We start from the raw sequence: 13,224 nt of genomic DNA on the forward strand, positions 1-13,224 counted from the left end.
GCCACGGGCGCAGAGACAAAAGGGCGTGGAAAGCGGGTGCAGCGAAAGCGAGTCGAGGGGATAGATTTTTGGCGCGGCGTTGCGCTCGCCATCATTCTCATCAACCACATTCCAGGCAACGTGCTTGGCGCCATCACGCCGCGCAATTTCGGCTTTTCTGATGCAGCCGAAGGCTTTGTTTTTCTTTCGGGCCTTTCGATCACGCTGGCCTATGGCGAAAAATTCAGGCGCAATGTCTTAGAGGCCGCGGCTTCGCTCTACGGCCGCGCTTTGCGCCTTTACGGCGCCCATCTTGGTCTGACCGCGGCGGCGTTGGCGCTTTACGGCGCCGCGAGCTATTTCACGCCCTGGGATTTCCTCGGCTCCGAGAACAGCCGCGCCGCGCCTTTCGCCGACCCGGCGCGAGGCGTCGTCGGCATTCTCGCGCTCAGTCACCAAGTCGCTTACTTCAACATTTTACCGCTCTATGTCGTGCTGATCGCGCTTGCGCCGGCGCTCTTCGCATGCGCTTCGCGCGGCGGTTTATGCATGCTTGCGGCCTCGGCCGCGGTTTATGCCGCCGCGCGCTTGCTGGGGTTCAATGTTCCCACCTGGCCCGAGCCCGGCTACTGGTATTTCAATCCGTTCGCCTGGCAATTTATGTTCGCCTTGGGGATCTACTGCGGCGGCGCGCTCAAGATGCGCGGGGTGCCTTATCACGCCATCGCCCATCGACTCGCTTTGGCCTTCACCATCGTTTCGACGCTCATCGTCTCCAATGCGTTCGGCCTGGCGCCCGGGCTAGTCGACGCGGCAGGGCGCTATCTCGACTGGGACAAGACCGATCTTGGCGTCGTCCGCATCATCGATTTCGTGGCCCTCGCCTATGTGCTTCACTTCTCGAGGATCACCGCGGCGCTGAGCCAAACGCGGCTTTTCGCATTCTTCACGCTGCTCGGCCGCAACGGCCTCTCGACCTATTCAAGCGTCAGCCTGCTGAGCGCGCTCGGGCAGATTTTACAGGAGGCGAGCCTCGCTTCGCCCGCCCTCGACGTCATCTTCATTGTCGCCTGCCTGGGTCTGCTGCGCCGCATCGCCGCCGCCGTCGAGCAATTTACCCTGGTCGCGCCCGCCGCTGCGGAATGAGCGCCAGGGCTGGCGTTCACGGCCGCCATGGTCATAATCGGCGACAGGGAGGCCGGTAATGGCGCAAGAAACGGCGGGCGACAGGCCGGCAAGCGCGGCGGTTCTCGTGATCGGCGATGAAATCTTGTCCGGCCGCACGCAGGACGTGAACACGAGCTATATCGCGAAGTATCTGGCGCAGATCGGCGTCGATCTTCGCGAGGCGCGAATCGTGCCCGACGAGACGGACGCGATCGTCGAGGCGCTGAATGCGCTGCGCGCCAGCTACACCTATGTCTTCACGACCGGCGGCATCGGGCCGACCCATGACGACATCACCGCCGATGCGGTCGCCCGCGCCTTTGACGTCGAGATCGGCGAGGATCCGCGCGCCATAGCGCTCCTTCGGGAACGCTTCTCCGAGGCGGAGCTGAATCCGGCGCGCCGGCGGATGGCGCGCATTCCAAAGGGCGCGGAGCTGATTTACAACGCTATTTCCAAGGCGCCGGGATTCTGGATCGGCAATGTCATCGTCATGGCCGGCGTGCCGACGATCATGCAGAATATGATGGACGTGGTCGGCCCGCGGCTCGCGGCCGGCCCGCCGGTGCTCGTCGAGACGGTCGAAGCTTACGGCGTCCCGGAAGGCGCCTACGCCGCGGGATTGGAAGCGATCGCGCGCAGCCATGACGGCGTGAGCGTCGGCTCCTATCCGTCCTTTACGAGCGCCGGATTCAGGAATCAGATTGTGCTGCGCAGTCGCGACGCGGCGCTCTTGGCGCGCGCGACGTCCGCGACGCGCGCGATGCTCGCGTCCCTGTCGAAGGAAAACGCGCGCTGACGGCGTGACCCCGGAGGTTTGAAGCTGATGTACGGGTCCGACAAGATCTTTCCGGTCTCCTGGGACATTTTTCACCGCGACGCGCGCGCGCTCGCCTGGCGTCTCGCGTCCATCGGCGGATTCTCGGCGATTGTGGCGGTGACGCGCGGCGGTCTGGTGCCGGCGGCGATCGTGGCGCGCGAACTCGGCATAAGGGTCATCGAAACGGTCTGCGTCGCGAGCTATCACGAGGAAACGGAGCGCGGCGAGATCCAGGTGCTCAAGCCTCTGACCGACACGATTCTCGCGCGGCCAAGCTCCGAAGTGCTCATCATCGACGATCTCGTCGACACCGGCGCCACGGCGAAGGCCGTGCGCGACATGCTGGCGAATGCGCATTTCGCCACCGTCTACGCCAAGCCGCAGGGCCTGCCGATGGTCGACACTTTCGTCACCGAGGTCTCGCAGGACACCTGGATCTTCTTCCCCTGGGACACGGGCCTGTCGTTTCAGGCGCCGATCGGCGCGCCGGACGCCAAGTCCGAGCGCCGGCGACGACGGCGCTTATAATCCGCTTGGCGACGTCGGGTCGGCGCCCCTATAACGAGCGATCCGCGGGCGTGGCGAAACTGGTAGACGCAACGGACTTAAGCGCGCCAAATTGAGTGCTCTTCGGGAAACCGGAGAAGTAGAACTGCTCAAAGTCGGGGAAACCTCGCAAGTGGCGATCCCGAGCCAAGCCCGTCCGAAGGAACATTCGGCGGGAAGGTGTAGAGACTAGACGGGCAGCACCTAAAGCGGACGCCTTCACCGGCGAACGCCACGGTGAAGGGATAGTCCAGACCACAAACTTGCCTGATCGCGCGGACGCGCAAGGCAAGGCGGCGAAAGCCGTAGTCGGTACGAAAATCCGTAGGGCCGCAAGGCCTGTGCCGGTTCGATTCCGGCCGCCCGCACCATAAAATGCTTAGGCAACCGTTTGTCTTTCGCCGCGCGCGTCCCTGCAGTCGCGGGGCGTCGCTGGTCTGCAACTTGCTATTGCCTGTGAATGTTGTTTCTTGAAGGCGATCACGATGGCGTTCACCGCGATCTGTAACACCGGGGCCGTGAGCGAAGGCGGCATGGGCCTCTTTCATGCCGGCAAAAAGAGCGTGCTTCTGGTCTGGCCGACCGGCGGCGAACTCAAGGCCTATCGCGGGCGCTGTCCGCATGCGGACATGCCGTTGAGCGAGGCGACCTTCAACGGGCGGACCGTCACCTGTCCGCACCACCAATGGGGGTTCGACAGCACGAGCGGCAAATGCGTGACGCATCTCGTCCGCAATGCGCTCCACCCCTATGCGCTTCGCGTGGAGGGCGACGAGATTCAGGTCGATGTCGGACCGGTCAAGCCGGCGCGCACGCCGGCGTAAACTTAACTTGCACGCACAAGCTCTCGATGGCGCTTCTGTGTCGATTGCTACAGGAGCGCATCGAGATCATATCCGCGGCCAGCGAGCGGGCGCAGCTTTGCGCCCTGCCGTCGTGGGATTTACGCAGCCTTCTTTTGCAGCTCGGCGATATAAGCCGACGCTTTTTCAACGAGCGCGTTGATCCGCTTCTGCACGATCGGCAAATAGTCCTTCGCCTTGAGAAGCGCCGGCCGCAGCTCGCCGACAGCCTTTGTCGTCAGCGGATGCGTCTTCAGCTTCGTCCACTCGGCGCGCAGGTCAAGATTCGCCAGCCAGGCGAGCGTCTTCTCGGTCAGCGGATGCGCCTTCACCGCCTCGACCTTGGCTTGAAGATCGATCGTCGAGAGATAGGCCAGCGCCGCCTTTGAACTTTCCTCGGCATGCTTGCGCGCGACGGGGAGAAGTTCGATGAATTTCACCGCGCCGCGCGTCGTCTCGCGCAGGGCCATCTCCGTCAGAACATTGGCCTTCAGCAGGGCGTAAAGCCTCGCGTTCAGCTTGCGCAGCTCGCCTTCGAGCCGCAGGATCGTATACTCCTGCTGCCTGAGCTGGTTCATGGTTCCCTCATGCAGCGAATTGACGCGCTGCAGCTCGGTCCTGGCGCGTTCCAGCTCCGCGTCGAGATGATTCACGTGATCCCTGATGGCGTCGACCATCGGGAAAGAAAACTTACCGGCCTCGAGGTCGGCCAGTGCGCGTTCGCCATCCGTTTTCGTAGCCATGCTCACTCCTCTAGCTCCGTTCGAAAGACCATCAGCGGCCGATGGTTAAGACTCCGTTGCGCCCGACGAAAACATCAGCAGTTTTTTACAGTGGCGTGTCGTCGCGGCGCGCCGGCGCCGCCTACACCCGCCGCGACAACGAACGCAGGAACCCCTGCATCTCGTCGGTGAGATCGGTCTCGATCGCGGGGGCCATCTTCAGCAGCATATTGGCGATGAAGGCCTGATCGTTGCGCGTTTCGGCGAGGCATTCCTGCAACTGGGGCACGCTATCCTCGATATGCGCCATGAAGGCGACGCCCTTCTCCAGCGTTTCCGTCCATTTGGCGCGCGTCCACAGCGCCAGCGGATAGACAATTTCGTTGACGAAATTCGATTTGCGCGCCTTTTCGAAGAAGCGCAGGCCGGCGTTCCAGTTCTCGCGCGCGCGCATGGGCGGCGGCGGGATGTCGCCGGCAAGCATTTTTTGCGCGGCCTGCCCGACATGATCTTCAAGGCTCATCGGCGAGGCGATGGGCGAGCGGAAACTCCACAGCGCCGTCGAACCCGGATATTCCTGGCCGAGTTGCTCGGTGAGGGCCGCGTCGACCTTTTCGACCGCCGCCTTGTCGCCTTTCAGCGCCGCGGCCATGCAAAAGGCGAAGAGCGCGTCGCCCCCGTAATTGACCGCCGCCGCGCCTTTGATCTGCTGCGGCGTCAGCTTCGGCGTCGCGCCGTCGGCGGGGACCTCGACGTCGCCCGCGCGCAGCGCCGTGATGAAACTGGTGATCTCGAGCCAGGGCACATAATTCGCGATGAAAGCGTCAGGATCGACGTGCACGATCGCGAGATTGAGCGGTTGCTTACGCTTTTGCAGTTCCGCCATATCGGTCATAGAGCGCCTTTCATTCTTCGGCGAGCAGCACGCCGGTGAGGCAGACGTCGCCTTCGTCGACGACGAGTTTGATCGGCGTCAGCCGTTGGCCCTGACAGGGGCCGATGAAGCAGTGGCCGGTGTCGATGTCGAACTGCGCATGATGCCTGCCGCATTCGAGGAAATTGCCTTCCTCGTCCATGAACTGGCCGGGAGTGACGTCGAGCCGCTCGCCTTCATGCGGGCAGGCGTTCTCGAAGCCATAGAAGTTATTTCCCTTGCGCGTGATCAGGATCGGATAGGGGGCGGCGTCGCCGCTCGCCTCGGCGCGCATCAGGACGAAGCCCGTCGCCTCCGCGTCCTCGATCTCGTCTGTCCGACAAATCACATAGAGTTCGTCCATCGGCTCACCTTTCGGACAAAGTCGCGCGCCACGCCGGCGCCAGGCGCCCTCATCCTCTCCTGTAGCAATCGATGAGCCACACGCGACTTGACCATATAGGCAATTCACTATAACCCATGCGCATGGGCGCGAACTGGCGTCCAATCCCCCAAGCCGAGATGACCGAAGACTCGCCCGCCGCCAAGGCGCCACTCGACGACCACCTCCTCAAGGCGCAGCTCGTTCGCAAGATCGAAGCGCTGCTCAAGGAGCGCGGGTTGAAGCAGGTGCAGGCCGCACAACTCTTCGGCGTCAAACAGCCGGACGTGTCGAAGCTGCTGCACGGCGATTTCCGGCAGTTTTCGCTGGAGCGGCTCATGCGATTTCTCGTCGCCCTGGGGCAGGACGTCGAGATCGTCGTCAAGCCGCATCATGAGTCGGCGAAGTCCGCGACGCTCAGCATCGCGTGACCGCACATACAAAGGATTGCAATGAACGCCGCCGCGCGCATCGACGCTAATTTCACCGCCGTTTCCGGCGAGGCGCTGGAAACGAGCATTCAGAACGCCAAGCGCGCGCTTCTGTCGCTCGGCAAAGGCGAGGGACATTTCTGCTTCGAGCTCGAAGCCGACACCAGCCTCTCGGCTGAATATGTGCTGATGCGCCATTTCCGCGGCGAGCCGGTCGACGCCGAACTCGAGCGCAAGATCGCGGTCTATCTGCGCCGCTGTCAGGGCGATCACGGCGGCTGGCCGCTTTATCAAGACGGGCCTTTCCACATCAGCTCGAGCGTGAAAGCGTATTTCGCGCTCAAAATGATCGGCGACGACGTCGACGCGCCGCATATGGCGCGCGCGCGCGCGGCGATCCTCGCCTATGGCGGCGCGGCCAGGAGCAATGTGTTTACGCGCGCGCTGCTGGCGCTTTACGGCGAGATCCCCTGGCGCGGCGTGCCGGTGATGCCGGTCGAAATCATGCTGCTGCCGAAATGGTTTCCCTTCCACCTCGATAAGATTTCCTATTGGGGCCGCACCGTTCTCGTGCCGATGCTGGTGCTGATGACGAAAAAGCCCCGGGCCAAGAACCCGAGGAACATTCACATCGGCGAACTCTTCACGACGCCGCCGGACGAGGTGAAGGTGTGGCCCAAGGGCGAACACCAGACCTGGCCCTGGGCGAATATTTTCGGGCGCATCGACAAGCTTCTGCGCTTGATTGAGCCGCACATGCCCAGCGGCCCGCGCGAGCGCTCGATCGAACTTGCCATGGAATGGACGACCGAGCGTCTCAATGGCGTCGACGGACTGGGCGGCATCTTTCCGTCCATGGTCAACAGCCTGCTGATGTATGACGTGCTCGGCGTTCCGGACGCCGACGCGCGCAAGAAACAGGCGCGCGAGGCGATCGAGCGGCTGCTCGTCGTGACCGATACGGAAGTCTATTGCCAGCCCTGCGTCTCGCCGGTGTGGGACACTTGTCTGACGGCGCACACCCTTCTTGAGACCGGCGACGAAGACGCGCGCGAACAGGCGCGCCAGGCCTGCGAATGGCTCGCGCCTTTGCAGGTGCTCGACGTCAAAGGCGACTGGGCGGCGCAGCGGCCAAACGTTCGGCCCGGCGGCTGGGCCTTCCAATACGCCAACGCCTATTATCCGGACGTCGACGACACGGCCGTCGTCGTGACGGCGATGGATCGCCTCACGGCGAACGACGCGTCCCGTCCCTATGACGAACGCATCGCCCGCGCCAAGGAATGGATCGTCGGCATGCAGTCGAAGAACGGCGGCTGGGGCGCCTTCGACGCCGACAACACATGCCACTATTTGAATCACATCCCCTTCGCCGATCACGGCGCGCTGCTTGATCCGCCGACGGCGGACGTGTCCGCGCGCTGCGTGTCCATGCTGGCGCAGCTCGGCGATACGATCGACTCGAGCGAATGTCTCAAGCGCGGCGTCGACTATCTGCTCAAGGAACAGGAAAAGGACGGCAGCTGGTTCGGCCGCTGGGGCGCGAATTACATCTACGGGACGTGGTCGACGCTGTGCGCGCTCAACGCCGTCGGCCTGCCGCACGCGCATGACGCCTATCGTCGCGCCGTCGCTTGGTTCGTCGCCATTCAGAATGGGGACGGCGGCTGGGGCGAAGACCTCTCAAGCTACAAGCTCGATTACAAGGGCTACGAAAAGGCGCCCTCGACCGCCTCGCAAACGGCGTGGGCGCTGCTCGCGCTGATGGCGGCGGGCGACGTCGACCATCCGGCGGTCGCGCGCGGGATCGCCTATCTGCAATCGACGCAGAACGACGCCGGCCTATGGAATGAGGCGCGTTTCACCGCGACGGGTTTTCCGCGCGTCTTCTATCTGCGCTATCATGGCTATGGAAAATTCTTCCCGCTCTGGGCGCTGGCGCGCTATCGCAATTTGCGGCGCGCCAACAGCAAACGCGTCCAGGTCGGGCTTTAGAGCAGGTTCCGGAAAAGTTGACAGACTTTTTCGAGGAGAACCTGCTCCAACGTTTTGATTTTGAGCGATTCCTTATCGATCACATGATTCCATGTGATCGGGAGGCGCTCTAGAAGCGCTTTTTTTGATAAGGTGATATGGCAGTTGGCCGGAGGAGCAATGGCGCGCGCTGCTGGCCGCAGAAGAACCGCAGAACTGAGCGCCCTCGCGCCGATTCTCGTCATCGTCGGCATGAAGCGCGAGGCCGTCTGCGCCGCCGGCGAAGGCGTCACGACGCTGTGCAGCGGCGCGAATGTCGCGCGCCTGCGGCAAGCGCTCGACGCGCTTGGCGAAACTGATTTTTCCGCCGTCGTCAGCTTCGGACTCGCTGGCGGATTGGATTACGCGCTGCGGCCCGGCCATGTCGTCGTGGCCGACGCCATCGTCGGGGGCGACGCGCGGCGCGACACCCATCCGCGGCTCTCGTCAGTGCTGATGAAAGGCGCCGCGGCCGCCGGCTGCAAGGTTGCGCCGGGGGCCATCATCGGCGTCGACCAGCCGGCGATGCATCCAGCCGTCAAGGCGGCGCTGCGCGAAGGCGCGCAAGCGGTCGCGGTCGACATGGAATCGCATCTTGCCGAAGAATTCGCGCGGCGGCGCGACATTCCTTTCGTCGCGCTGCGCGCGATCAGCGATCCGGCGGCGCGCGCGCTGCCGCCGCTCGTCGCCAAAGCGCTGACGCCCGAAGGCGACATTCACGCCCTCGGCGTCGCCCGCGAGCTGATCCGCGGGCCGCATCAACTTGGCGGCATGATCCGGGCGGGCCTCGATTCCCGCGCCGCCTTCGTTTCGCTAGGCCGCTGTGGACCGCTGCTCGGCCCGTTGCTGCGCCTCGTGCTCGCGGATCTCTGACAGCTTGGCGATGTTTTCGTCATAGACATATTCGGCCGGGCGCTGATTCTCCAGCGAGACGTCAGGCGCCATCGGCCCCTCGGTGCGCACCCCAAAGAGCGCGACCGCGGCCGCCCGCCAGGGCCGGCGGACCGAATCGGCGACGGCGGTCGCCTCAAAACCGGAGTGCACCATGCAGTCGGCGCATTTCTCGTAATTGCCGACGCCGTAGGCGTCCCAGTCGGTCTCCTCCATCAGCTGCTTGAAGGTCGGCACATAGCCTTCGCCGAGCAGATAGCAGGGTCGCTGCCAGCCGAACACCGTGCGCAGCGGCATCCCCCAGGGGGTGCAGCGATAGCTCACATTGCCGGCCAAAAAATTCATGAACAGCGTCGACTGGGTGAGGTCCCAGGCCTTCCCACCGCGGCCGCGACGCAGAATGGCGCGGAACAATTCCTTGGTCCGCGTGCGGTTGAGGAAGTGAGTCTGATCCGGCGCCCGCTCATAAGCGTAACCCGGCGACAGCGTCATCCCGTCGACGCCGAGCGCCGTGGTCGCGTCGAGGAATTTCGCGACGCGCTCGGGATCCGCGTCGGAAAAGAAGGTGCTGTTGGTGGTGACGCGGAAGCCCTTCGACTTGGCGAGTTTGATCGCCGCGACGGCGCGCTCATAGACCCCGTCCTGGCAGACCGCGCGGTCATGCATTTCCTTGTCGCCATCGAGATGGATCGACCAGGTGAAATAGGGGCTCGGCTTGAAGAGGTCGATCTTCTTGGCGAGCAGCAGAGCATTAGTGCAGACGATCGCGAATTTACGCCGCGCGACGACGCCTTCGACGATCTGAGGGAGGTCCTTGTGCAGAAGCGGCTCGCCGCCGGCGACCACCACCACCGGCGCGCCACATTCGTCCACCGAGCGCAGCGCGTCCTCGACCGAAAGCCGCTTGTTGAGGATATGATCGGGATAGTCGATCTTGCCGCAGCCGGCGCAGGCCAGATTGCAGCGGAACAGCGGCTCCATCATGAGCACGAGGGGATAGCGCCGCACGCCCGTGAGGTGCTGCTTGAGCAGATAGACGCCGATTTTAGCGATATAGCGGAACGGAATGGCCACGGCTGACCCCTTGATGACTTGACGGGTTCAAGGCCCGCCAGCGCGAGTCGCGGCCGAACGGCCCAGCCGCAGACAGTAATCTCGCCGTCTAGCACGAATCGTTCTGGAAGGGGAAGCGTAGCGCCGCGACCGCCCGCCCCCAAGCTCCGATGCGCGGCGCGCTGCCGCCGGGAGCGCCGCCGACGCGCTGCGCCGCAGCGGCGGTCGCCCTTGCGCCGGAGCGCAAATCCGGCTCAATTCGCCGGCAACGTCACAAACGAGACATTGCTTTTCTAAGGGAGCGGACATGCGCAGCCGGCTGGTTCCAGCGTCGAGAGCGTCCGCGCCATGACCGCCTCCGCGCAGCAGGCGCGCATCCCCGACGCCTCGGCCCCGCGGCGGCGCTTCGGAATTTTCGACGCTCTGATTTCGCCGCTCGCCCGCCTGTGGAGCGGCGATCTCAACCTCGGCCGCGTCGGGATGGCCGCCGCCCTGCCCGTTCTGGGCTGGGTCTTCTACACAACCTCGTCCGGCATGATCGACATCATGCAGCGGGAGCCCGGAGACGTGATCGGGATCGCGGGCACGCTGATCGCCACGACCGCCGTCCTCACCATGCTGGCCGCGACATCCTGGTCGCTCGGCGTCGATCTGGCGGCGCTCATCGCGCGGCGGCGGATGGCCCGCGAACGCATGATCATCAAGACCGGCGTGACGGCGCTGGTCTTCGCCTTCGTCTTCTCGATCTCCGCCTTTTTTTCTTTCACCTACTACTACAACAACATCTTCAAGCTCTCCTCGCGCAAGATCGTCGCCGAGCTGGCGCCGATGGAGCTTGCGACGGAAGTCCTGCTGCCGGCGACGAAAGACATCGCCGCCGCTTACGAAGCGGCGTCCGCGCGCATCGCCGCGACGCCCAGCTACAAGGCCTATCTCGATTCGATCGACGGCCTCATCGACACCGCGCGGCAGGCCGGGCCGGCGCTGCGCGACGCCATTCGCAAGCGGCAGGAGGCGCAGCAGGCGGTGATCGCGCAGGCCGCGAGCCAGGCCGCGCTGGAAATGGAAAGCGCGCAGGCGGCGATGCGTCAGCTCGAGGATGCGCGACGCGAGATCGAGGCGCTCGAGCGCAGCATCGCCGAACTCGACGTCATCATCAAAGCGAAGCAGGACGAGATGACCTCGATGGCCGCCACGGCGCGTCAGGAAGAACAGCTCGCCGTCGACGCCGCGCATGGACTCGACGGGCTGGGCGCGACCTGCGGCCCCAATTGCCGCGGGCATCGGGAGAAAGCCGCCGAAGCGATGCGACGCGTGTCGGCGCTCAGGCAGACGCTCGCCGGTCCAACGAACGAACGCGCCAACGCGGCGAAGCGGCGCGACGCGCTCAACGCCCAGACGATCACGCTGAAACAGAAGGCCGAGACCGCGAGCGCCGCTTCCGGCCGGCCGATGCCGAAGGGCGAAGCCGCGCTCGATCTCGACGCGACGTTGCGCGACCTCGCCGCGCTGCGCGACCAGCTGCGCCTGGAGCCGACGTGGCGCGCGGTGCGCGACGCGAAGCCCCTATGCGAACCGATTCTCGCGGCGGCGCGGCAATCAAACGCGCTGCCGGCAAGCGTGCCGCGCGACTTCACCTGCGAACCGCAGGGAGAGGCGCGCGATCTGCTCTCGGCGCGCGACGAAACGATCGCCGCGCGCGCGGCTTTCGATAAAAAATGTGGGCTCGAAGCCGGGCTGCGCGACGAACTCTCAGCGATCGTCGCCAAGATCCGCGCGGCGCCGGCGTCGGACAGGGGCGCCGCGGCAAACGGCTTCAACGACGCCAAAACCCTCATTGACGCCTGCGTCGTCTCGGGCAAAGCGGCCGGGCTGTCAGATGACGAGGTGCGCGAGCTTTTGAAAAAAAGCGACGCCTATTTGCGCACGCACAGTTCCGAACGCAATAAATTCGAACTGGCGCGCGAAGCCTTCTGGAGCTTCACCCCCGATTCGACGATGGCGATCGGCGTCGCGATGGCGCAGGACGCCTTTCTGTTCATCATGAAATTCCTGTCGGAGATTTTCAAACGCGGCTATGAGGCGCGCGAGCGGCGTCAGTTCGCCGCGCCGATCGATCTCTCCGACGACGAGGAGCAGCCCGTCGACATCCGCGCGATGAAAGCCGTCCTGCGCGCGGCGCGGCCGGTTCACGGCGACATGAGCGAGATCGACCCCGACGCGGAAGCGATGTCGGCGCTGCCGCCGAATGTGCATGACAATATCGTCGCCATTCTCAATCGGCTCGTGCGCGACGAAATCGCCCACGTCGACCGCAAGGGGGCCTATCTCGTCGACAACGTCACCGTCGGGCAGATCGAGGCGCGGCTCTTCGCGGCGCTGAAGCCGCGCGCCGCCCGCGCCTTGCATTACGCCGCCGACGGCGGCGTCGTCAGCGGCCCGCGCGCCTATTACTCGGACGCCGCCGCGAACCTTCCACGGCGGCGCTCCGGCGCGCTCGAGCGCTACCTGATCGCCGAACCGGACCAATGGGGCGTTCGCCAAATTAGGGTTCAGGCGGCGACAGGGGTTGCGCGCGCGGCGCGCAGCGACGGAAGGTAGCGCAGGCAAAGACCCTGCGGCGCGTGCAGCAGACCGGAAACGACGCTGATCTCGCGCCAGCGCGGATAGCTCGCCGGCAAAAACTGCAGCGCCAGGCCGACAGCGCCGAGAAACTCACTTTCGCTCGCAAAATCGTCGGCGCCAAAGGTCAGCGTCGCGTCCTGGCCCGTTTCGGCGCCGCGCGCCAGAAATTCGAGCGTTGGCGTCGCCCAGCGCGTTTGCTTCAGCGCGTCCTCGAGCGCGCTCCAGACGTCCCGCGGATCGATGAAGCGAACGAGGTAACGCGCCGGCGCGGCGTTGTAGCGCGTCGCCTCGTCTTCGGTCACGAGATCCGGCCGGGCGTCGAGCTCGGCGTCCGCCATGGCGAGGAGCGCCGCCGGATGTTGGCGCCAGTCCGCGGCGCTCGCGCTCCACACGGCGCTCTGCTGATAGAGGCGACCGTGGCCGCTTTCGCCGTCTTCGGGCCGGAAACGCGCGCGCAGAAAAATCGCGCGGCGAGAATTCGGCTCCGGGGCGACCCGCGCGATGAAGGAGCCGCGTCGTCGAGAAGCCGGATCGACGAGCTCAGGCTCGAAGCGGCGAAGCGCCATCAGACGCGGCGGCGAAAGCAGCCGGTCGTCGGCGGGCTGCAGATTGCAGCTGCGCAAGGTCACGCCATAGCCCGCGGTGGCCGGCACGCGCAGCGTCGCGCCAAAAGCGAGCTTCCCGTAGTGCAGCCGTTCGAGAGAAATCTCGGCCGTTTCGTCGCCATTCGGCGCAGCTAAGCGCATCGCGCGTCCTTTCGCGCGGGAAATCCGCGCGATCACCCTAGGCGCAGAGCCTTAAGCAAGAATTGACGTAAATTCGCTTTAGAGCAGGTCCCGA

At 64.8% G+C, this 13,224-nt stretch carries 13 protein-coding genes; 8 read left to right on the top strand and 5 right to left on the bottom strand.

All coding sequences use genetic code 11. The annotated features are described in order from the left end of the window. Positions 1–36: 36 nt before the first annotated feature. The 4 genes from BN69_RS08505 (at position 37) to BN69_RS08520 (ending at position 3,336) form a co-directional block, all read left to right on the top strand. Complete coding sequence (locus BN69_RS08505) at positions 37–1,125, top strand: OpgC family protein (RefSeq protein ID WP_014891179.1); 1,089 nt, start codon at positions 37–39, stop codon at positions 1,123–1,125. Positions 1,126–1,183: 58 nt separating this feature from the next. Next, entirely contained in the window at positions 1,184–1,945 is a 762-nt protein-coding gene (locus BN69_RS08510; RefSeq protein WP_014891180.1) for a competence/damage-inducible protein A, read from the top strand. A gap of 27 nt (positions 1,946–1,972) precedes the next feature. Continuing rightward, positions 1,973–2,494 (top strand): xanthine phosphoribosyltransferase, encoded by a 522-nt coding sequence (gpt, locus tag BN69_RS08515; RefSeq protein ID WP_014891181.1) that lies wholly within the window; start codon positions 1,973–1,975, stop codon positions 2,492–2,494. A gap of 503 nt (positions 2,495–2,997) precedes the next feature. Further along, positions 2,998–3,336, top strand: coding sequence for a Rieske (2Fe-2S) protein (locus tag BN69_RS08520; protein ID WP_014891182.1), 339 nt, complete (start codon positions 2,998–3,000; stop codon positions 3,334–3,336). A 119-nt stretch (positions 3,337–3,455) separates the two neighbouring features. Here BN69_RS08520 and BN69_RS08525 read toward each other — a convergent pair whose 3' ends face one another. From BN69_RS08525 to BN69_RS08535, 3 genes are all read right to left on the bottom strand, one after another. Continuing rightward, positions 3,456–4,097 carry a hypothetical protein gene (locus BN69_RS08525; RefSeq protein WP_014891183.1) on the bottom strand — a complete coding sequence of 214 codons (642 nt, stop codon included), beginning with the start codon at positions 4,095–4,097 and terminating at the stop codon, positions 3,456–3,458. Positions 4,098–4,218: 121 nt separating this feature from the next. Beyond that, a complete protein-coding gene (locus tag BN69_RS08530; protein ID WP_014891184.1) occupies positions 4,219–4,971 on the bottom strand; it encodes a hypothetical protein in 753 nt (250 codons plus the stop codon). 10 nt (positions 4,972–4,981) lie between these two features. Further along, complete coding sequence (locus BN69_RS08535) at positions 4,982–5,353, bottom strand: Rieske (2Fe-2S) protein (protein ID WP_014891185.1); 372 nt, start codon at positions 5,351–5,353, stop codon at positions 4,982–4,984. Between the two features lie 158 nt (positions 5,354–5,511). Between BN69_RS08535 and BN69_RS08540 the strand changes: the two genes are divergently transcribed. The 3 genes from BN69_RS08540 to BN69_RS08550 all read left to right on the top strand — a co-directional run bounded on the left by BN69_RS08540 (position 5,512) and on the right by BN69_RS08550 (position 8,688). After that, the gene (locus BN69_RS08540) at positions 5,512–5,802 is read left to right on the top strand and encodes a helix-turn-helix domain-containing protein (protein ID WP_041926881.1); all 291 of its coding nucleotides are present in this window, start codon (positions 5,512–5,514) and stop codon (positions 5,800–5,802) included. A gap of 21 nt (positions 5,803–5,823) precedes the next feature. Next, the gene (gene shc / locus BN69_RS08545; RefSeq protein ID WP_014891187.1) at positions 5,824–7,797 is read left to right on the top strand and encodes a squalene--hopene cyclase; all 1,974 of its coding nucleotides are present in this window, start codon (positions 5,824–5,826) and stop codon (positions 7,795–7,797) included. Positions 7,798–7,956: 159 nt separating this feature from the next. Further along, positions 7,957–8,688: a phosphorylase family protein gene (locus BN69_RS08550; RefSeq protein ID WP_051013253.1), complete on the top strand. Its 732-nt coding sequence runs from the start codon at positions 7,957–7,959 to the stop codon at positions 8,686–8,688. Here the strand turns inward: BN69_RS08550 and hpnH are convergent. After that, positions 8,629–9,780, bottom strand: a complete 1,152-nt coding sequence (gene hpnH / locus BN69_RS08555) for an adenosyl-hopene transferase HpnH (RefSeq protein ID WP_014891189.1) — start codon at positions 9,778–9,780, stop codon at positions 8,629–8,631. The two genes, BN69_RS08550 and hpnH, sit on opposite strands and share 60 nt — an antisense overlap. A gap of 327 nt (positions 9,781–10,107) precedes the next feature. Here hpnH and BN69_RS08560 point away from each other — a divergent pair, with 327 nt between their 5' ends. Then, positions 10,108–12,360, top strand: coding sequence for a coiled-coil domain-containing protein (locus tag BN69_RS08560; protein WP_014891190.1), 2,253 nt, complete (start codon positions 10,108–10,110; stop codon positions 12,358–12,360). Here the strand turns inward: BN69_RS08560 and BN69_RS08565 are convergent. Next, complete coding sequence (locus BN69_RS08565; RefSeq protein WP_014891191.1) at positions 12,312–13,130, bottom strand: hypothetical protein; 819 nt, start codon at positions 13,128–13,130, stop codon at positions 12,312–12,314. The genes BN69_RS08560 and BN69_RS08565 overlap by 49 nt on opposite strands. Positions 13,131–13,224: the final 94 nt, after the last annotated feature.

The organism is Methylocystis sp. SC2 (assembly GCF_000304315.1).
Taxonomy (GTDB): domain Bacteria; phylum Pseudomonadota; class Alphaproteobacteria; order Rhizobiales; family Beijerinckiaceae; genus Methylocystis.

Excerpts from the sequence above, each read along its gene's own strand:
- BN69_RS08510 (WP_014891180.1), top strand. The coding sequence starts at position 1,184 with ATGGCGCAAGAAACGGCGGGCGACAGGCCGGCAAGCGCGGCGGTTCTC.
- gpt (WP_014891181.1), top strand. The coding sequence starts at position 1,973 with ATGTACGGGTCCGACAAGATCTTTCCGGTCTCCTGGGACATTTTTCAC.
- BN69_RS08520 (WP_014891182.1), top strand. The coding sequence starts at position 2,998 with ATGGCGTTCACCGCGATCTGTAACACCGGGGCCGTGAGCGAAGGCGGC.
- BN69_RS08525 (WP_014891183.1), bottom strand. The coding sequence starts at position 4,097 with ATGGCTACGAAAACGGATGGCGAACGCGCACTGGCCGACCTCGAGGCC.
- BN69_RS08530 (WP_014891184.1), bottom strand. The coding sequence starts at position 4,971 with ATGACCGATATGGCGGAACTGCAAAAGCGTAAGCAACCGCTCAATCTC.
- BN69_RS08535 (WP_014891185.1), bottom strand. The coding sequence starts at position 5,353 with ATGGACGAACTCTATGTGATTTGTCGGACAGACGAGATCGAGGACGCG.
- BN69_RS08540 (WP_041926881.1), top strand. The coding sequence starts at position 5,512 with ATGACCGAAGACTCGCCCGCCGCCAAGGCGCCACTCGACGACCACCTC.
- shc (WP_014891187.1), top strand. The coding sequence starts at position 5,824 with ATGAACGCCGCCGCGCGCATCGACGCTAATTTCACCGCCGTTTCCGGC.
- BN69_RS08550 (WP_051013253.1), top strand. The coding sequence starts at position 7,957 with ATGGCGCGCGCTGCTGGCCGCAGAAGAACCGCAGAACTGAGCGCCCTC.
- BN69_RS08560 (WP_014891190.1), top strand. The coding sequence starts at position 10,108 with ATGACCGCCTCCGCGCAGCAGGCGCGCATCCCCGACGCCTCGGCCCCG.
- BN69_RS08565 (WP_014891191.1), bottom strand. The coding sequence starts at position 13,130 with ATGCGCTTAGCTGCGCCGAATGGCGACGAAACGGCCGAGATTTCTCTC.